The sequence below is a fragment of the Stenotrophomonas sp. PS02298 genome, from assembly GCF_029959445.1.
Classification (GTDB): domain Bacteria; phylum Pseudomonadota; class Gammaproteobacteria; order Xanthomonadales; family Xanthomonadaceae; genus Stenotrophomonas.
The window spans coordinates 1-19183 of record NZ_JASCOR010000003.1 but is presented as its reverse complement, the minus strand read 5'-3'; the positions used below and the strand labels follow the sequence as shown (position 1 = coordinate 19183).

Annotated in this window: 14 protein-coding genes, 1 tRNA gene and 1 pseudogene; 7 read left to right on the top strand and 9 right to left on the bottom strand. The window is 61.1% G+C overall.

Annotated elements, in window-relative coordinates; genetic code table 11:
* The first annotated feature begins 2 nt into the window (after nt 1-2).
* From pstB to QMX78_RS00930, 3 genes are all read left to right on the top strand, one after another.
* Complete coding sequence (gene pstB / locus QMX78_RS00940) at nt 3-830, top strand: phosphate ABC transporter ATP-binding protein PstB (protein ID WP_074038423.1); 828 nt, start codon at nt 3-5, stop codon at nt 828-830.
* Between the two features lie 12 nt (nt 831-842).
* On the top strand, nt 843-1568 hold the full coding sequence (phoU, locus tag QMX78_RS00935) for a phosphate signaling complex protein PhoU (RefSeq protein ID WP_019184709.1): 726 nt from the start codon (nt 843-845) through the stop codon (nt 1566-1568).
* A gap of 204 nt (nt 1569-1772) precedes the next feature.
* Nucleotides 1773-1875, top strand: a tRNA-Ile gene (locus QMX78_RS00930).
* Between the two features lie 3 nt (nt 1876-1878).
* Here the strand turns inward: QMX78_RS00930 and QMX78_RS00925 are convergent.
* Both QMX78_RS00925 and QMX78_RS00920 read right to left on the bottom strand, forming a co-directional pair.
* Nucleotides 1879-2505, bottom strand: a complete 627-nt coding sequence (locus QMX78_RS00925) for an SEC-C domain-containing protein (protein ID WP_062167460.1) — start codon at nt 2503-2505, stop codon at nt 1879-1881.
* 44 nt (nt 2506-2549) lie between these two features.
* A complete protein-coding gene (locus QMX78_RS00920; protein WP_062167462.1) occupies nt 2550-3602 on the bottom strand; it encodes a DNA-binding protein in 1053 nt (350 codons plus the stop codon).
* 361 nt (nt 3603-3963) lie between these two features.
* On the opposite strand from QMX78_RS00920, the gene QMX78_RS00915 reads away from it, so the two are divergent.
* Nucleotides 3964-5571 (top strand): peptide chain release factor 3, encoded by a 1608-nt coding sequence (locus tag QMX78_RS00915; RefSeq protein ID WP_282265684.1) that lies wholly within the window; start codon nt 3964-3966, stop codon nt 5569-5571.
* 100 nt (nt 5572-5671) lie between these two features.
* Nucleotides 5672-5812 (top strand): annotated as a pseudogene (locus QMX78_RS00910) (ISL3 family transposase); the annotation flags it as partial.
* A 134-nt stretch (nt 5813-5946) separates the two neighbouring features.
* On the opposite strand, the gene nudE reads toward QMX78_RS00910, so the two are convergent.
* The 7 genes from nudE to QMX78_RS00875 form a co-directional block, all read right to left on the bottom strand.
* The gene (gene nudE, locus QMX78_RS00905; RefSeq protein ID WP_032966771.1) at nt 5947-6513 is read right to left on the bottom strand and encodes an ADP compounds hydrolase NudE; all 567 of its coding nucleotides are present in this window, start codon (nt 6511-6513) and stop codon (nt 5947-5949) included.
* The gene (gene groL, locus QMX78_RS00900) at nt 6513-8120 is read right to left on the bottom strand and encodes a chaperonin GroEL (RefSeq protein WP_005413427.1); all 1608 of its coding nucleotides are present in this window, start codon (nt 8118-8120) and stop codon (nt 6513-6515) included. The genes nudE and groL overlap by 1 nt, the downstream gene beginning before the upstream one ends.
* On the bottom strand, nt 8117-10312 hold the full coding sequence (pnp, locus tag QMX78_RS00895) for a polyribonucleotide nucleotidyltransferase (protein ID WP_100443866.1): 2196 nt from the start codon (nt 10310-10312) through the stop codon (nt 8117-8119). The genes groL and pnp overlap by 4 nt, the downstream gene beginning before the upstream one ends.
* 78 nt (nt 10313-10390) lie before the next feature.
* Nucleotides 10391-10780, bottom strand: a complete 390-nt coding sequence (locus tag QMX78_RS00890) for a TraR/DksA C4-type zinc finger protein (RefSeq protein ID WP_046272806.1) — start codon at nt 10778-10780, stop codon at nt 10391-10393.
* Nucleotides 10781-11046: 266 nt separating this feature from the next.
* Nucleotides 11047-12213 (bottom strand): cyclopropane fatty acyl phospholipid synthase, encoded by a 1167-nt coding sequence (gene cfa, locus QMX78_RS00885; protein ID WP_005413430.1) that lies wholly within the window; start codon nt 12211-12213, stop codon nt 11047-11049.
* Between the two features lie 24 nt (nt 12214-12237).
* Nucleotides 12238-13128: a universal stress protein gene (locus tag QMX78_RS00880; protein WP_046272807.1), complete on the bottom strand. Its 891-nt coding sequence runs from the start codon at nt 13126-13128 to the stop codon at nt 12238-12240.
* Between the two features lie 10 nt (nt 13129-13138).
* Nucleotides 13139-14623, bottom strand: a complete 1485-nt coding sequence (locus tag QMX78_RS00875) for a SulP family inorganic anion transporter (RefSeq protein WP_086016262.1) — start codon at nt 14621-14623, stop codon at nt 13139-13141.
* Between the two features lie 257 nt (nt 14624-14880).
* On the opposite strand from QMX78_RS00875, the gene QMX78_RS00870 reads away from it, so the two are divergent.
* Entirely contained in the window at nt 14881-16152 is a 1272-nt protein-coding gene (locus QMX78_RS00870) for a site-specific integrase (protein ID WP_032967196.1), read from the top strand.
* 24 nt (nt 16153-16176) lie between these two features.
* Entirely contained in the window at nt 16177-19170 is a 2994-nt protein-coding gene (locus QMX78_RS00865) for a Tn3 family transposase (RefSeq protein WP_005413434.1), read from the top strand.
* The last annotated feature ends 13 nt before the right edge of the window (nt 19171-19183 follow it).

The following is a 19183-nucleotide window of genomic DNA, read 5'->3' as shown; positions in this document are numbered from 1 at the left end:
ACATGAATCACTCGACCATCTCAATTCCGGTTCCCGTGGCCGAACGCACCTCAACCCCCGCGCACGATGCGACGGTGCGTGCTGAGGTTCGTGGGCTTGACTTCCATTACGACAAGTTCCACGCGCTGAAGGACATCAACCTGTCGATCGGCAGCAATCAGGTCACTGCGCTGATCGGCCCCTCGGGCTGCGGCAAAAGTACGCTACTGCGCTGCTTCAACCGGATGCATGACCTGTATCCGAACAACCGGTACTCCGGCGCGATCACCCTCATGCCGGAGAACCTGAATATCGTAGGGCCGGATGTGGACCCGATGCGCGTGAGGCTGCGCATTGGCATGGTTTTTCAGAAGCCAAATCCGTTCCCGAAATCGATCTTTGACAACGTGGCCTCAGGGATCATGATTCGCGGTGTGCGCAACAAATCAGTTGTCACTGAGCATGTCGAACGCGCATTGCGCGGAGCGGCCCTCTGGGATGAGGTGAAGGACAGGCTGGGTAAGTCAGCATTCGAGTTGTCCGGCGGTCAGCAGCAGCGTCTGTGCATAGCCAGGGCGCTGGCGCCCAACCCCGAGATCATTCTCTTTGATGAACCCACATCTGCACTCGATCCCATTGCAACTGCGCGGATTGAAGAGCTGATCGACGAGTTGCGTGCGCAGTACACCATCGTCATTGTTACCCACAACATGCAGCAGGCTGCGCGGATCTCGGACAGGACGGCATTCATGCACATGGGACAGCTCATTGAGAGTGGCCCTACGGCGGAGTTTTTTACTAATCCGAAAGAGCAGAAGACCCACGAGTACATCACCGGCCGTTTCGGCTGAGGAGCAAAGGTCATGACCGACCATATTGTCCAGTCTTTCGATGTCGAGCTGCGGGGGCTTACTTCACACATCCTTGAGCTCGGCATCCTTGCCGAACAGCAGCTTACGGATGCCGTCTGGTCGCTACGGCGTGGCAACGAGCAAATGGCCAAGGAAGTGGCAGAGCGTGAGGAGCGACTGAACCGGCTTGCGGCGCAGATTGATAGCGACGCTGTGAGCATGATCGCGCGTAGACAGCCGCTAGCGATCGACCTTCGCCATGTGATGGCAGCAATCCGAATTAGTTCAAACCTGGAGCGCGTGGGCGATCTTGCTTACAACATTGCCAAACGCTCGATGGCAATGAGCGAGGCTCCGATACCAGCAGAGCTTGCGGAGCCTATGCAGCGTATGGCCGAGCTCACGCTATTGCAGCTGAAATCAGCGCGGGAGTCCTTTGCCACGATGGACATTCATTCGGCTTACCGCGTTTGGGAGGAAGATGCAGTAATTGACGCGATGCACACGATCTTGTTCAAGGATATCGTGCAGTGCATGGCCGACGACCGCGCCTCCGCATTTGACTTGGCTCACCTGCTGTTCGTAGTGAAGAACATCGAGCGGGTTGGTGACCACGCAACCAACATAGCCGAGGACGTCGTATACATGGTCAGCGGGGCGTTACCTATCGGCAAGCGCCCGAAGATGGATGAGAGCACCCTGCCTAGGGCGGGAAGTGACAACCTAGGCAACAGCTAATAAACCCACTATCCCCGCATAGTGGCCGCTGCGCCCAATGGCGACGAGGTCGGAGGGGCGTTTTGTAACGACGGGACTACTTCCTTTCAGGGTATAGAGGCTCTGCGTGCTTTGATGCTTTGGGCGGATTGGGTATGCTTGCGCCATGAGCCACATCTGCCAGCTCGACCACCGAATACCGGCGTGATCGCATTGATCGATCACGCCCCTGTTGCTCATGTTGGTCAGAGCGCCGGCCTTATACTCCGGTGAGAGCACGCGCCAGATAAGCGCGTACACGTCGGTTCGATTCCGACCGGGGGCACCACCGTCAACGGCAGAAGAACGCTTCTACTTGCGCGCCATGGCAGCGCTTGTACTTGCTGCCGCTGCCACACAGGCACGGCGTATGCTCGCGCAGTCCCGCACCGAGTGATTGGCCCAAAAAATCCCTAGCGTGCAGAAGGGGCTGGATTTCATGGGCGGGAACGCTCACCTCTCCATATTGGGATGCTCGCTCGCCGCGGTTCATCACCCGGACTATCGCTTCAGACATCTGGATGAAGTGCTTGATCAGCAGGTCATCGCGTAACGGCATGCGGACGTTGTCGATGGCCAGGCCCTCGTAGCGTCTGCGCGGATCCGGCACAAAGAGAATGCGTGTCTCACCTTCAGGCTTTGGCGTGATGTCGACCATTTCACCCTCGGGGCTGACCCACACGGCATGGAATTCTGCCTCCACCAGCACGTGCGACCATTCCCACAGCTGCCAACCGCACCGCATCTGGCCGCCGTCCCGCGTGATCTTCGCTTGCACGTTGGGAAAGCACTCATGCACGATCGCATCGGCTTCCGGCTGCACAGGCAGATAGACGGGCTCTGCGCCGCGCACGACGGAATCGGTCAGGCGCCGCACGGCGCGGGTGATCTCCGGGGGTGTGGTGGTTACTACGCTCATGCCAAAGCTCCTTGCGATCGTTGTGCCTAGTGTCTTTATCTAGGCTATGGCGACGGCGTCTCTTCCGATGAGATCCGCTTGGAGCCTTTACCGCTGTTACTTGCCGGCTGCAGCTGGGCCAAAAGTGGCTCCAAGGTGCCCAGGCGCACTGTGGCGCGCAGCGTCTCCGCCTCGGCGTGCTCGCGTCGTTCGCGCTCCTGGGCCAACGCGGTCCGGGCTTGCACAAGCTCTTGTCGAAGGGCGTCCAAACTCTGCGTATCTTGACCCCAGCGCACCTGCAACGCTTGGTGTTCGGCCGCAGTCAGGCGCAGCGTATCGAGCTCGCCCTGTTGCGTCTGGATGGTCTGGCGCAGCTGCGCCACCTCCTTTTCCAGTCGGGTGTGACGCTCCAGCCACTGGCCGTTTTCCCGGTTGAGCTGTACCAAGTCGTGGTTTTTGGCGGTCAACGCTTCGTTGGCCTGGCGCAGGGCGACCTGCAGTTCCTGGACCTGGTGCTCGTGCCGGCGTTGCTCCTGCTCGCGCTGATCCTTGACCGAGGTGCGGTAGTGCTCAAGGGATTCCCTGGCATGCTCATGCTTCTGCTCCAAGGAGCGCGCGTGGCTTTCGTGCTCCGCCAGCCGCGCCGTGAGGCCCGCAATGCGCTCCTCCAGTTGGGCCAGGTCAGTGGCACGGCTGGCCATCTCCCGCCTGAGCGCTTCGCCCGTGCCGCGTTCAGCCTGCAGCACTGTTTCGGTGCGCTGAAGCTGCGCACTGAGATTGCCGGCCTCTTGCCGGGCCTGCTCCAGCGCTTGGTTGCGCTCGTGTAGCGCGACCTGGAACCGCTCTTGTGCCTGGGCAACCACCGCCTCGGCCTCGGTGTGCAGCCGCTCGGCCAGACGAGCGACCAGATCCTGCAAGGCGTCGCTGACCGCGATCTTGGCGCCTACGCCTTGCCCTTCCTCCTCGTCCAGCTCCTTCAGGTAGCGGTGGATGGTGGTTTTGGACCCCGTGTTGCCCAGCGCCACGCGGACGGCGTCTACCGAGGGGTTCTTGCCTTCGGCCCGGAGGCTGTCCCGGGCACGCTGCACATCGCTTTTGTACAAGCCAGACCGAGCCATGCGTCCTCTCCGTTTATTTCGTAATGTATTACATACCATGTAATTACGTACTACTCAACGGGTGGATAGATCGGCATGTCGGTCCTAATTTCAGGCGGGATAATATTGAATTATCCCGCCTGATCGTCTTTTTGCTCCAGATTTCACCGGTGGCACGTACGAAACGGTCCGAGAGGAGACGCCCCTGCAGACGCCTATGGCACCTCTATCGACCAGGCCATCCAGAGGGGCCTCGTGCTGGGTTAAAATTGAGCGCGAATGGCCCATTCTTCTCCCACGACCACGCCAATGCCGCCCTAGACCCAGCCTGGGCCTAGATCGTCAAGACGTGGTTACAGCGCACAGCGCTTGAGGGAGTCTTATGCCGACCCATACCGCGGAGGCCGCGCGCCGCCGCACGTTTGCCATCATTTCGCACCCGGATGCCGGGAAAACCACCCTGACCGAGAAGTTTCTGTTGTTTGGCGGCGCCATTCGCCAGGCCGGTAGCGTCAAGTCCCGGAAGTCAGCCAAGCACGCCACGTCCGACTGGATGTCGCTGGAGAAGGAACGCGGCATTTCGGTCACCTCGTCGGTGATGCAGTTCCCCTACGATGGCCGCATCGTCAACCTGCTCGATACGCCGGGGCATGCCGACTTCTCCGAGGACACCTACCGTGTGCTGACCGCGGTCGATTCGGCGCTGATGGTCATCGACTGCGCCAAGGGCGTGGAAGAGCGCACGATCAAGCTGATGGAGGTCTGTCGGCTGCGGGACACGCCGATCATGACCTTCATCAACAAGCTCGACCGCGAAGGCAAGTCGCCGGTCGAACTGCTGGACGAGGTCGAGCGCGTCCTCGACATCCCCTGCGCACCGATCACCTGGCCGATCGGCATGGGATCGAGGCTCAAGGGCGTGATCCATCTGATGACCGGCGAGGTCCACCTGTTCGAAACTGGCAAGAACTTCACGCGACAGGATTCGACGATCTTCCCATCCATAGAGGATCCTGCACTGGTCAAGCGCGTCGGAGCGCAGCTCCTCGATGAGGTCCGGGAGGAGCTGGCCCTGGTTCAGGGCGCGTCTCATCCCTTCGATCGCGAACTGTATTTGGCAGGTCTGCAGACTCCGGTATTCTTCGGCTCGGCGGTGAACAACTTTGGTGTCCAGTTGCTGCTCGACTTCTTCGTCACGCATGCGCCGGCACCCAAGCCACGCGACGCATCCCTGAGGAAGGTTTCGCCAGAGGAGCCGGCTTTCAGTGGCTTCGTGTTCAAGATCCAGGCCAATATGGATCCATTGCATCGCGACCGCGTCGCCTTCCTGCGCGTGTGCTCCGGCAGCTATCAGCACGGCATCAAGGCACTCCATGTCCGCACGGGCAAGGAGATGCGGCTTGGCGATGCCTTGACGTTCATGGCGTCCGAGCGTGAGTTGGCCGAGCACGCCTACCCGGGCGACGTCATTGGCATTCATAACCACGGCACGATCGCCATCGCCGACACGTTCACCGTCGGCGATCCGTTGCAGTTCACCGGCATACCGAGCTTTGCCCCCGAGCTGTTCCGGCGCATCCGCCTGCGGGACCCGTTGCGTCTCAAGCATTTGCAAAAGGGTCTGACCCAGTTGTCTGAAGAGGGAGCCACGCAGTTTTTCCGGCCACTGTTGTCCAACGACCTGATCCTCGGGGCAATCGGAACCCTGCAGTTCGAGGTGGTGGCCTATCGGTTAAAGGACGAGTACGGCGTGGAAGCGAGTTTCGAACCGGTCCAGATCCACACTGCGCGCTGGATCCAGGCTGAGAGCGATTCCGATCTCGAAGAGTTCCGTGAGAAGGCGGCAACCCATCTTGCGCTCGATGCTTCCGGAGCCCTGGTCTACCTGGCACCCAGTCGCGTCAACCTGCAGATGGCGCAGGAACGTGCACCGAAGATTTGCTTCACAGCCACACGCGAGCACTCCCAAGCCGTGGGTCGCGCGGACTAGGGGTTGTCCGTGTAAAAATGGTTCTTTGCGGATTACCGTGGAGCCTCGGCTGACCAACGGTGCCCTTGAGGCCTGATTTCCTAGATTCGAGGATGCAGCCATGCTGGACCGGAAGACGATCGAAAAGCTGGATGGCCGGGAAGGCTATCGGGTAGAGCGCGTGGCGTGGCCTGAGGATGACAGCCGGACCGTCACGATCTACCTCAAGCCATCGGCGCGGACGATGTACTGCGAGCACTGCGACACTCCCAAGCCGTGGGTCGCGTGCAGCGCAGGGGAAACCATCACGTTCATGAACCCCTCACCTCCGGTCGAATCGGCAATTGATCGGCGCGGACGTCGACCGCGTGCTCGATAGGCATTGATGCCGGACGTCTAACCCCCACGCTCCCGCATCACCTCGCGCACGATGAACAGCGACGCGATCGAGCACGCTTCAGAGCAGTCCTCGCGCAGGGCCAATTCGTGGAGGCGATCGAGCTGCCAAGGGACCACCTCGAGCTCTTCGGGTTCGTCCCCCGGCAAGCGCTCCGGGTACAGGTCCTCCGCCAGTACCAGATGGATGGCGTTGCTCATGTAGGTGGGGGCCAAGGTCAGTGGCCGCAGATAGCGCATAACCTTGGCGCCCATTCCGACCTCTTCCTTCAGCTCGCGATTGGCGGCCTCGAGAATCGACTCGCCGGGGTCCATACGTCCCTTGGGCAGGCCAAGTTCGTATCGATGGGTGCCCACCGCGTACTCGCGAATCAAAAGTACCGTGTGCGGATCGGGCATCGCGGCGATGATGACGCTTCCAGGTGAGCGGGTGTGGAGCCGCTCGTAGAGCCGTCGCTCCCCGTTCGCGAATTCGAGATGCACCTGTTCCAGGCAATACGGGCCGAGCTCGGTCGCATCAGCCCGATGGATGACCGGTAGGCGCAGGATCGTGTTGAGGCGGGACATCAGCCGTCTTCCGATTGCACCGCGCCCGGCGGTTCTGCTTCGGCAATCGCGACGCCGCTGCTGAGGAACATGCGGGCAGCAGCGGCCGCATTCTCCAAGGCCAAGCGGGTGACCTTGGTCGGATCGAGGATGCCGAACGCGACCATGTCGCCGTATTCGCCGGTCTGGGCGTTGTAGCCGAAATTGCCGCTGCCTTCCTTGACTTTGTTGACCACGACCGATGGCTCTTCACCGGCGTTGGCGACGATCTCGCGCAGCGGTGCTTCCATCGCGCGCAGGGCGATCTGGATGCCGTGGTTCTGGTCTTCGTTGGCGCCCTTCAGGCCTGCAATCGCGGCCTTGGCGCGCAGCAGCGCGACGCCGCCGCCCGGGACGATGCCTTCTTCCACCGCCGCACGCGTGGCGTGCAGGGCGTCTTCGACGCGGGCCTTCTTTGCCTTCATCTCGATCTCGGTCGACGCACCGACCTTGATCACCGCCACGCCGCCGGCCAGCTTGGCAACGCGCTCCTGCAGCTTCTCGCGGTCGTAATCCGACGAGGTGTCTTCGATCTGGGTCTTGATCTGGGTGACACGCGATTCGATGTTGGCCTTCTCGCCGGCGCCATCGATGATCGTGGTGTTTTCCTTGGAGACCTGCACCTTCTTGGCGCGGCCCAGGTCCTTGATCGTCGCCTTTTCGAGCGACAGACCGATTTCCTCGGAGATCACGGTGCCGCCGGTCAGCACGGCCATGTCTTCCAGCATCGCCTTGCGACGGTCGCCGAAGCCCGGTGCCTTGACGGCCACGACCTTGACGATGCCACGGATGGTGTTGACCACCAGAGTCGCCAGCGCTTCGCCTTCGATGTCTTCGGCGATGATCAGCAGCGGCTTGCCGGACTTGGCCACGCCTTCCAGCACGGGCAGCAGGTCGCGCACGTTGGAGATCTTCTTGTCGTGCAGCAGCACGTACGGATCGTCCAGGTCAGCGGTCTGCGACTGCTGGTTGTTGATGAAGTACGGGGACAGGTAGCCGCGGTCGAACTGCATGCCTTCGACGACGTCCAGCTCGTTTTCCAGGCCCGAGCCTTCTTCAACGGTGATCACGCCTTCCTTGGTCACGCGGCGCATCGCTTCGGCGATGATGTTGCCGATCGATTCGTCGGAGTTGGCCGAGATCGTACCGACCTGGGCGATCGCCTTGTCGTCGGTGGTCGGCTTGGAGATGTTCTTCAGCTCGGCGACGGCGGCGATCACGGCCTTGTCGATACCGCGCTTGAGGTCCATCGGGTTCATGCCGGCAGCAACGGCCTTGGCGCCTTCGCGGATCAGGGCCTGGGCCAGCACGGTGGCGGTGGTGGTGCCGTCGCCGGCGTCATCGTTGGTGCGGGAAGCAACTTCCTTCACCATCTGCGCGCCCATGTTCTCGAACTTGTCAGCCAGTTCGATTTCCTTGGCGACAGACACGCCGTCCTTGGTGATGGTCGGGGCGCCGAAGCTCTTTTCGAGCACGACGTTGCGGCCCTTCGGGCCCAGGGTGGCCTTGACGGCATTGGCGAGAATGTTGACGCCGCGCAGCAGGCGCAGCCGCGCATCATTATCGAAAAGGATCTCTCTGTGCGTCATGACCGTTCCTCCGCAATAAAAACGCATGCCGGAGGGGAGCCGCCAGAACCCCCGGCATACGCCGACTCCGGCAGCAACACTTTCGTTCCGTCCACCGCCTTCATCGAAAGCCGAACCCGACCCTGCATGTCCACTTCCAGGACCTTGACCTTCACCACATCCCCTTCCGACAGAACGGAATTCGGGTTTTCCACTCGCTCGTCAGAAATCTGCGAGACGTGCACCAGTCCGACCTTGCCCGGCGCGATGGTGACGAACGCGCCGAAGTCAAGCACCTTTGCCACCTTACCTTCGTAGACCCGACCCGGTTCGATTTCGGCCGTGATCTGTTCGATACGCCTGCGCGCCGTGTCGGCGGCTCCGCCGCTGGTCGAAGCGATCACGATCGTGCCGTCGTCCCGGATATCGATCTGCGTGCCAGTTTCCTTGGTGAGCGCCTGGATGGTGGCCCCGCCCTTGCCGATCACCTCGCGGATCTTGTCCGGATGGATCTTGATCGTCAGCAGGCGCGGTGCGAACTCCGACATCTGCTCGCGCGGGGCCTGGATGGCCTTGGCCATCTCCCGAAGGATGTGCAGTCGCCCTTCTCGCGCCTGCGCCAATGCCACCTCCATGATCTCGGCGGTCACGCCGTCGATCTTGATGTCCATCTGCAGGGCCGAGATACCGTCGATAGTGCCGGCGACCTTGAAATCCATATCGCCCAGGTGGTCCTCGTCACCCAGGATGTCGGACAGCACCGCGAACCGATCGCCTTCCTTGACCAGGCCCATGGCGATGCCTGTCACAGGCCCCTTGACCGGAACGCCCGCAGCCATCAGGGCCAGCGAGCTGCCGCACACTGAAGCCATCGAGGAAGAACCATTGGACTCGGTGATCTCCGACACTATTCGAATGGTGTAAGGGAATGCTTCCATCGACGGCATGATCGCGGCGACGCCACGCTTGGCCAGACGGCCGTGGCCGATTTCGCGTCGCTTTGGGCCGATCATCGGACCCGTCTCGCCGACGCAGTAAGGCGGGAAGTTGTAGTGGAAAAGGAAGTGTTCCTTGTACTCGCCGGTGACGGCATCGATGACCTGGCCGTCACGCGTAGTGCCGAGCGTGGTGGTCACGATGGCTTGGGTTTCGCCGCGTGTGAACACCGCCGAGCCATGAGTGCGCGGCAGCACGCCGAGTTGGATCGAGATCGGACGTACGTCTTCGAGACCGCGACCGTCCAGCCGACGCCGATCCTGCAGCACCATGCGGCGCACAGCGGTGTACTCGAGGTCGTCCAGCTCCGCGCGGACTTGGGCGACCTCCCAACCCGTTGCCGAGGTCGTCGGTGCAGCTAGCGCAATCAACACTTCATTTCTGATCGCCTGCACTCGTTTCTTGCGTGCGATCCGGTCGGTGATCAGCAAGGCGCTGTTGAGGTTGTTTCCAATCTGTGTGCGCACCGTATCGGCCAGGGCCAGGTCGCGTGGTGGATGGCTCCACTCCCACTTGGTCACCTTCGCTTCTTGGGCGAGTTCCTCGATCGCTTCGATCACGGGCTGCATGGCGTGGTGGCCAAGCGACACCGCCGCCAGCATGATCTCCTCCGAGAGCACGTTGGCTTCGGACTCGACCATCAACACGCCGTGCCGGGTGCCGGCGACGACCAGATTGAGGTCGGAGGCCTTGAGCTCTTCGGTGGTCGGGTTGACCAGAAAACTGTCGCCGTGGCGGCCGATGCGGACCGCTCCAATCGGCCCCTTGAACGGCAACCCCGACAAGCGCAGCGCGGCGGAGGCGCCGACCATGGCTGGAATATCGGGATCGATCAACGGATCGACGGACAGCACGGTCGCAATGACCTGGACCTCGTGGCGGAACTGATCGGGAAACAGTGGTCTTACCGGCCGGTCGATCAGGCGCGAGGTCAGGATTTCCTTTTCGGTCGGGCGACCCTCGCGCTTGAAGAAACCACCGGGGATACGACCGCCTGCGTAGAAGCGCTCCCGGTACTCGACGGTGAGCGGGAAGAAGTCGAGTCCATCTTTCGCGCGCTTGCTGCCGACCGCGGTTACCAGCACCACCGTATCGCCCATGCGGACTATGACCGCGCCGGACGCCTGCTTGGCGATCTCGCCGGTTTCGAGGGTGAGTTCATGCGCCCCGAAGGCGCAGCGCTTCACGACCGGTAATTTAGCCGGTGCATTCGTCATCAGATTCATTATGTTTTCCTTTCATCAACAAGGATATGCCGACCACCGCAGAGGCGGCCCAATGGGTGCCGCGCGGACTCAGCGACCGGCGTTTCGGCGCATGTTGTGCTGTTTCGCCTCGGCCAGTTCCTCGGTGCACTCCAGGCAAAAAGGCGCGGCGGGATCGGCCATCAAACGGCCATGCCCGATTTCGAGTTCACATCGGCAGCAAATGCCGTAGCGCCCCGATTCGTAGCGATCCAGCGCCGCCTTGATCCGATCCAACTGGATCATCAGGCGACTGCTGCCCGCCTTGGCCATGTGCTGCTGGGAGATGGCGTCGATCCTGCTGACGCGGCCTTGCGTGGTCTGATCGAGGGCGACGGGTTGGCCCGCGTCTTCCAAACCGGCGAGGGTGATGCGAATGTCCCGCTGCTCCTCTACGAGCATGCTGAAGAATTCGTCCAGACTTTGAACGTGTACGGACATGGTGACTCCTCATCTTGGTAGGCGGTATGCCGGGAGCGGCATCCGGAAGCGGGCATTGCGCCCGCGGCCAAGAAGTGAGCGTTAGATTGGAGTGGTCATGAGAGAGCCTCGTCTTGACCCTCTGAACCGCACCCCATTGTGCGGAAACCACATCACCTAGTAGAGCTTGAGGCCATCCTCAAGATCGACGAGACAGGCGGAGGGGTGTTGTATCGTGAATTTCACTAAATCATAGCATGTCAAGTCCCCCGTCAAACGACGGGGGATTACCTCGGGCCTTCTGGGCGCTGATAGCCGCCACGAACCCCATCCTTGGACAGCACCCACTGCCACAGTTGCAGGTCGCGGGCGCGGAATGCACCGGCGCAGGACAACAGGTAGTAGCGCCACATCCGATGGAACCGTTGCCCCAGTTCGTCCTCGAAATGAGGCCATGCCTGCTCGAAGTTGGCATGCCACGCCATCAATGTGTTGTCGTAGTCGGCGCCGAAGTTGTGCAGATCCTCGACGACGAAGAGCTCGTCGCAAGCATCACCGATCTGGCCAATCGACGGCAACTCGCCGTTCGGGAAAATGTAGCGATCGATCCACGGGTCGGTAGTGGACTTGCGCCGGTTCTTGCCGATGGTGTGAAGCAGGAACAGGCCGTCATCGGCCAGGCAGCGATGAGCTACTTCCATGTAGCTGCGATGGTTCTTGCGACCCACATGCTCGAACATGCCGACGCTGGCGATGCGATCGAAGCGCTCGTTGATGGAGCGGTAGTCCTGCAGCCGGAACTCCAGTGGCAGGTCGGCATAACGCTCCGTCGCCCATGCGGTCTGCTCCTTCGAAACCGTCACCCCCACGCACTCAACGCCGTAGTGCTCGGCGGCGTACGCCATGAAGCTGCCCCAGCCACAACCGATGTCGAGCACCCGCATGCCGGGCTCCAGGCGCAACTTGTGGCAGATCATGTCGAGCTTGGCTTCCTGCGCCTCCGCCAGGTTCTTCGCATCGGCCCAGTAGCCGCAGGTGTAGGTCATGCGCGGGTCCAGCATTGCCGTGTAGAAATCATTCCCGAGGTCGTAATGGGCCTCGCCGACTTCCCAGGCCTGTCGCGATGTCTGCCGATTCAGCAGCTTGGCCCGTAGCGAATGAAACATGAGCCGCAACGGTTTGACGTGGCGATCGAGCCGCGCACGCAGGATGCGATCGAACAGTTCGTCCAGCCGATCGCACTCCCATGCGCCGTTCATGTAACTTTCCCCAAGGCCGAGATTGCCCTGTGCAAATACGCGCTCCGGGACGCCATCGACCAGCAACCGGATATCCCATGGGCGATCACCGCCCAGTCGAACATCAGCGATCTCCAGCAGTTCGTCCATCATTCGATGGAGGTGGTTTCGATTGATTGTTTCAGTGGATTTATGCTTGGTTGATGCTTCGGTCATTTGACTTACTGCCGGTGGTTGGCGTCAACGGAGAAGGAGCACCGGGACGCGGCAGGTGCGCAGCATCGTGGTGGTGGTGCTGCCGACAATCAGCTGGCGGATACGCGAGTGGCCATAGGCCCCCATGACCAGCAGATCCACATGCTCGTCACGGATGTAATGGCCGATCACCTCTTCCGCTTCGCCCGGTCGCACCGCGCCGGCCGCAGACAATCCGGCCGCGGCCAGCGTGTCCAGCGCCCAGCGCAATGCGGCTTCGTTTGTGGCATTGGTCGCTCCGACGGTGAGCACACGGATATCGAGTCCACTGAACAACGGGCTGGCCGCCACCATTTCCACGCCCTTGCGGGTCGTGGCGCTCCCATCGAACGCGATCAGCACGCGTTCGATTTCCGTGTAGCTGCGCGACGCCACCAGCAATGGGCGATGGACTGCACGTACCACGCGTTCCAGTTGGCTGCCCAGGTGTCCCTTGGCGAAATCCGCATGCTCGCCACGCTTGCCAAGGACAAACAGGCGTGCATCGCCTTCCAACTCGATGAGGGTGTCCACCAAGGACCCATGCCGCATCCGCGTCTCCGCCTCGATGCCATGGAAAGCGGCCGCAATCCCCTTGGCCTGTTGCAGCACTAGGCGGCCTCGTTCTTGGCCCAGCTTGCTGCGGGTCTCGTCCAGCAAGGCGAGCCCTTCCAGCAACCTGGGCTGGGCATCCGCTCCGAGGTTCCCACTGAAGTCCGCGGTACTGGCCGCTTCCGGATGGCGGTCAAGCACATGAAGGTATTCCAGCGGGGCTTCCAGTCTGTGCGCTGCCCAAGCGGCGTAATGCGCCACGCTCTCGCTGTAAGCGGATGCGTCGGTGGCGGCCAATACACTGCCGCTGTGATCTATATGGGAGTGTCCAATCTTGTCTGTCATGGTTGCTTCCTCAGTGGCCCATCAGCCGCTCGACGGCGTCGGGCTTGTCGTGGACGCCCAAGCGATCCACCAGCGTCGCACTGGCTTCGTTCATTCCTAGGATTTCGACCTCAGTACCTTCACGCCTGAACTTCACCACAACCGTGTCCAGTGCGCCCACCGCGCTGAGATCCCAGAAGTGGGCACGGCCCACGTCAATTTGAACGCGCTCCAAAGCCTCGCGGAAATCGAAGCTAGCAATGAACTGGTCAGCCGAGGCAAAGAAAACCTGCCCGGTCACGGTGTAGCACCGCAGACGCCCACCTTCTTCAGAAGTGGAGCCGATATGAAGCACCTGGCCTACCTTGCGAGCAAAGAACAGCCCCGAGAGCAGTACGCCGATCAAAACGCCCTTTGCCAGATCATGGGTGGACACCGTCACGATAACTGTGGCGATCATCACCACACTAGAAGTCTTGGGATTTGCCTTAAGTGCCGCCAGTGAACCCCAGTTGAAAGTGCCAATGGAGACCATGATCATTACAGCGACCAGCGCCGCCATGGGAATCAGCTTTACCCAAGGGCCTGCAAATACCACCATCAACAATAGGAATACGCCCGCGGCCAGTGATGAGAGGCGACCACGACCGCCGGACTTAACGTTGATGACAGACTGGCCAATCATGGCGCAACCGGCCATGCCGCCAACAAAGCCGGATGCGATGTTGGCTATGCCCTGACCGACCGCTTCGCGGTTTTTGTTGCTCGGCGTATCGGTCAGATCATCGACGATCTTTGCAGTCATCATCGATTCCAGCAGGCCCACGACCGCCAATGTGGCGGAAACCGGGAAAATGATCTTCAGTGTCTCTAGATTCAAGGGAACATCAGGCAACAAGAACACCGGCAAGCTGTCGGGTAGTTCGCCCATGTCCCCCACGGTGCGGATATCAAGCTTGAGCAGGAGCGCGACTATCGTCAGGACCACGATGGCCACCAGCGGCGAGGGAATGACCTTGGTCACGCGTGGCAACAGATAGATGATGGCCAACCCTGCGGCGACCATCGCATAAACGGTCCAAGGGACGTTGGTTAGCTCGGGGAGCTGCGCCAGGAAAATCAGGATCGCCAGCGCATTGACAAAACCGGTGATGACCGAGCGCGAGACGAAACGCATCAACGCCCCGAGCCTAAACGTGCCAGCCAAGATCTGCAGCATCCCGGTTAGGAGCGTCGCTGCCAACAAATACTGCAGTCCGTGCTCCTTCACCAAGCCAACCATCAGCAGCGCCATGGCCCCGGTAGCTGCCGAGATCATTCCCGGACGACCGCCGGTAAAGGCGATAACCACTGCAATGCAGAATGAGGCGTAGAGGCCCACCTGGGGATCAAGCCCGGCAATAATTGAGAACGCAATGGCCTCAGGAATTAGAGCGAGCGCAACAACTATGCCGGCAAGCAAGTCGCCACGAATATTGCCGAGCCAGTCCTGGCGCAGTCGAGTAAGCGTAGTCAAAACAGAATATCCCTAGTCCCGACTGGTCGTCGGGCCAACAGTGTGATTTACGAAATAACAACCCTAAGCCCGCTTGCGGGCTTGATCCGATGACAGGATTTAGGGCGGCGTAATCACTATGGGCACTGGCTCGGGAGTAGAGTTGGGTCCGCTGTTGTTTGCGGCCGCTGGCTGGAGAGCCTAGCACAATCTGCATAGTTGCGTCGAATGATGGACGATTGGCCGGCCACCTTTGAAACGTGCGTGTTCTGGGCCAGGTGACTATCCTCGATCAGTACATTGATGCCGCCACCCGCGAGAACACTGTGCGCAGCTACGCTTCGGCGTTACGGCACTTTGAGGTCGAGTGGCAAGGACACCTTCCGGCCACCCCAGACAGTGTGGCGCGGTACTTGGCCACCTACGCGCAGACCCTGGCCACCAGCACGCTGCGGCATCGCCTGGCGGCGATCGCTTTTTGGCATCGGGATCACGGATTTGTGGATCCCACCCGCTCGCCACTGGTGCGCAAGGTACTTAAAGGGATTCAGACCCTCCACCCGACCCGGGTCAAGCAGGCTGCGCCACTGCAGATCCGGCGGCTGGTCGAGCTCGATGACTGGCTGGCCGCAGCGATTGCTGCGGCCCATGCCCGGGGCGACGGGGCGGCGGCGCTTCGCCATCAGCGGGATCGCGCGTTGGTGCTGCTCGGATTCTGGCGTGGCTTCCGTGGCGATGAACTGCTGCGTCTGGAAGTGGCCCATCTCACGCTGGTGCCGGGACAGGGGATGACCTGCTTCCTGCCGCGCAGCAAGGGCGATCGCCAAGCGGCCGGCGTTACCCATAAGGTGCCGGCGTTGTCGCGGCTGTGTCCGGTAGAGGCGACCCAAGTGTGGCTGCAGGCGGCAAACGTGCAAGACGGGCCGGTGTTTCGGGCAATCAACCAGTGGGGCCACGTAAGTGCCGAAGGGCTCCATCCCAACAGTTTGGTGCGCCTGCTGCGCGAGTTGCTGGCCAGTGCCGGCTTTGCCGATGCGGGGCTCCACAGCAGCCATTCGCTGCGCCGCGGCTTTGCTAGTTGGGCCAACGATCAGGGCTGGGACATGAAGGCGTTGATGGAGTACGTGGGCTGGCGCGATGTTCAGTCGGCCATGCGTTACCTGGACGGGCGTGACCCGTTCGCCCGGGATCGCATTGAAGCGAGCCTGCCCAGCCCAACCGCGCCAGCTCCGGCGATGGCGCTGCCGGCGCCCGAGGTCAAATCTGCCCTGCAGCTGCTCCTACGCATGGTGCTGACCCCGTTTGCCCGCGCCGGCCGCGGCGCGGCCAAGGCCCGGGGCAGAATCGAAGAGATCTGCTTGGCCCCGTTCCAAGCGGTGCGGCTGAACACCGCCAGCAGCGAGTACCGGTTGACTGTTCCCACCGATCCCGACCGGGATCTGGATGAAATCCTGGCCACGTTGCTCGATGACATGCACCGCATGGCCGATACGCACCAGTGTTTCCTGGAAGCGTCTCTCAGTACAGACGACGGCCGCCACTGGGATTGACCCCCCTCATAACCTCCGGATCCAATGGCTACCCTTCACGAGACCGCCTACCCGCGACTGAAGCCTGATCCTACCGCCAAGGAACTGGAGGAGATCTACACCCCGAGCGCCGCTGAGATTGCATTTGCCAAGCAGCTGACCACCCAGCCGGGTCCGCAGCTGGCGGTACTGATCCATCTAAAGCTCTTCCAACGCTTAGGCTACTTCACGCTGTTGGCGGAGGTACCTGAGCGGATCCGGCAGCACATCGCCAAGGCCGCCCGTCTCGGGCGTGTGCTGGCCTCTGACCAGCTCGATCGCTATGACAGCTCTGGCAGCAAACGCCGGCACATGCCGCAGCTTCGGCAGTTCATTGGGGTACGCCCGTTGGACAAATCTGGGTTGTCTTGGCTGGACACAGTGGCCACCGCCGCAGCCCAGACCAAGCACACCATCCCGGACATCGTGAACGTCCTGCTCGAAGAGCTGGTGCACCATCGCTACGAGCTACCAGGCTTCCGGACCCTTGAGATGGCCGCTATCGGGGCGCGCGAACGGGTCAACCTGGGCTACTACCGCAGTATCAGCCACGCACTGACGCCTGCCACGCGCACGCTGATTGATGAGCTACTGCGCGCACCGGAAGGATCCAAATTTACCGGCTGGCATTCGCTCAAGCGCGAGCCTGGCCGGCCGACCAACAAAGAGGTCCGGTTCTATCTGCAGCACATCCGTATGCTGCAGCAGTTGGCGGAGCAACTGCCTCCAATCGATGTACCGGTCCCCAAGCTCAAGCAATTCCGTGCAATGGCCCGGGCGTATGACGCCAGCGAGTTGGCCGAATTGGGTGAGGACAAGCGCTATGCGCTGGCCACCATCTTCATCCGCGCCCAGCATGCCAAGACATTAGACGATGCGGCAGAGTTGTTCATCAAGCAGGTGCGCGGGCTGGAGAACACCGCGCAGCAGAAGCTGCTGGCCTATCAGCTCGAACATGCCAAACGCGCCGACTTCCTCATCGGCCAGCTCAAGGAGATCCTGCAGGCCTACCAGCTCGACGGCAGCGATAGCCAGCGCGTGGACGCGATCGACAATAGTCTGGAAGCGGAAGTGTCCACCTTGCTGGCCGAATGCGAAGAACATATGGCCTACGCAGGGAAAAACTACCTGCCTTTCATGCTGCAACCTTACGGCGCGGTCAGGCCGCTGCTGTTCAATGGGCTGGAGCTCATGAACTTGCGGGCGACCAGCCACGATGCCGGCATGGAGCCCTTGATCGCAGCCGTGCTCTCGCTGCGTAACCAACGCCGTGAGCTGATCGAGGTCGCTTTCCTCGGTTTGGACCCGGAAAAGGACTTCGACTGGATGTCCAAGCTCTGGCGTCAGCACGTGTTCGGCAAACGGGCCAGCGCGGCAGGAGCTGGCTGGATGCACCGTAAGTACTTCGAGCTGGCCGTGCTGGTGCAGGTCAAGGACGAACTGAAGTCCGGCGATCTCTTCATTCCCAGCAGCGAGCGCTTTGACGATTACCGCGAGCAGCTGGTCGATGAGGCCACCTTGGCCCAGGAACTGGAAGCCTATGGCCAGGTGTCAGGCCTGCCCACCGACGCCGAGTCTTTCGTGGCGGGGTTGCGCGCACAATTGACGGCTTTGGCCGATGAGGTCGACGCGCGTTTCCCGGAGAACGTTCATGCGGACATCCTGGATGGGCGCCTGGTGCTGCGGAAGGGGCAACGGGCCGAAGTCTCCAGCGCGATTACCACCGTGGATCGCCTCATCGCCGAACGACTCCCAGAGTCCAGCATCGTAGATGTCCTGATCGATGCCAGCCAATGGCTGGACCTGCACCGTTTTTTCCGCCCGATCGCCGGGACCGAGAGCCAAGTCGAAGATCTGCCCCGACGCGTGATCACCACGCTATTTTGCTATGGCTGCAACCTGGGGCCGACGCAGACGGCGCGGTCGATCAAGGGCTTCAGCCGGCGCCAGGTCGCTTGGCTCAACCTGAAATACGTGACCGAGGATGTGCTTGAGAAGGCCATCGTAGAGGTCATCAATACCTACAACAAATTTGACCTGCCTGGCTATTGGGGCAGCGGTAAGAGCGCGTCAGCAGATGGCACCAAGTGGAGCGTCTACGAAGACAACCTGCTGTCGGAGTACCACATCCGGTACGGCGGCTATGGCGGCATCGGCTACTACCATGTGTCCGACAAATACGTGGCGCTGTTCAGCCACTTCATTCCCTGTGGCGTGCACGAGGGCATCTACATCCTGGACGGCCTGTTGGCCAACACTTCCGACATCCAGCCTGAGATCGTCCATGGCGACACGCAGGCCCAAAGCTATCCGGTCTTCGGCTTGGCCCACATGCTGGGCATCCAGCTGATGCCCAGAATCCGAAACATCAAGGACCTGACATTCTTCCGGCCCGAACCGGGCAGGGCCTATAAAAACATCCAGGCACTGTTCGGGGACAGCATCGACTGGCAACTGATCGCCACCCATCTTCACGACATGCTGCGGGTGGTGATCTCAATCCGATTGGGCAAGATCACCGCGTCCTCGATCCTGCGCCGGCTGGGCACCTACAGCCGGAAGAACAAGCTGTACTTCGCATTCCGGGAACTTGGCAAGGCCGTCCGAACGCTGTTCTTGCTTCGCTACATTGATGACAACGAGATCCGCAAAACGATCAATGCCGCGACCAACAAGAGCGAGGAATACAACGGCTTCGTGAAGTGGGTCTTCTTTGGCAGCCAAGGGATCATCGCTGAGAACGTCCAACACGAGCAGCGCAAGATCATCAAGTACAGCCAGCTGGTGGCCAACATGATCATCCTCCACAACGTGGAGGGTATGAGCCGGACGTTGGCTGAGATGCGGAAGGAGGGGATCGAACTGACGCCCGAGATCCTGGCCGGTCTGTCGCCTTATCGGACCAGCCACATCAATCGCTTCGGCGATTACCACCTGGATCTTGAAAGGGAAGTGGCGCCGCTGAGCTACACAGCCAAGGTGCTTGAACAGACCCCATAGATGGGGAGAACCT

What these genes read in the sequence shown, in the direction of transcription:
- QMX78_RS00925 (WP_062167460.1), bottom strand. Translation starts at nt 2,505, where the DNA reads ATGAGCGTAGTAACCACCACACCCCCGGAGATCACCCGCGCCGTGCGG.
- QMX78_RS00880 (WP_046272807.1), bottom strand. Translation starts at nt 13,128, where the DNA reads ATGACAGACAAGATTGGACACTCCCATATAGATCACAGCGGCAGTGTA.
- cfa (WP_005413430.1), bottom strand. Translation starts at nt 12,213, where the DNA reads ATGACCGAAGCATCAACCAAGCATAAATCCACTGAAACAATCAATCGA.
- groL (WP_005413427.1), bottom strand. Translation starts at nt 8,120, where the DNA reads ATGACGCACAGAGAGATCCTTTTCGATAATGATGCGCGGCTGCGCCTG.
- phoU (WP_019184709.1), top strand. Translation starts at nt 843, where the DNA reads ATGACCGACCATATTGTCCAGTCTTTCGATGTCGAGCTGCGGGGGCTT.
- QMX78_RS00890 (WP_046272806.1), bottom strand. Translation starts at nt 10,780, where the DNA reads ATGTCCGTACACGTTCAAAGTCTGGACGAATTCTTCAGCATGCTCGTA.
- pnp (WP_100443866.1), bottom strand. Translation starts at nt 10,312, where the DNA reads ATGACGAATGCACCGGCTAAATTACCGGTCGTGAAGCGCTGCGCCTTC.
- QMX78_RS00865 (WP_005413434.1), top strand. Translation starts at nt 16,177, where the DNA reads ATGGCTACCCTTCACGAGACCGCCTACCCGCGACTGAAGCCTGATCCT.
- QMX78_RS00915 (WP_282265684.1), top strand. Translation starts at nt 3,964, where the DNA reads ATGCCGACCCATACCGCGGAGGCCGCGCGCCGCCGCACGTTTGCCATC.
- nudE (WP_032966771.1), bottom strand. Translation starts at nt 6,513, where the DNA reads ATGTCCCGCCTCAACACGATCCTGCGCCTACCGGTCATCCATCGGGCT.
- QMX78_RS00920 (WP_062167462.1), bottom strand. Translation starts at nt 3,602, where the DNA reads ATGGCTCGGTCTGGCTTGTACAAAAGCGATGTGCAGCGTGCCCGGGAC.
- pstB (WP_074038423.1), top strand. Translation starts at nt 3, where the DNA reads ATGAATCACTCGACCATCTCAATTCCGGTTCCCGTGGCCGAACGCACC.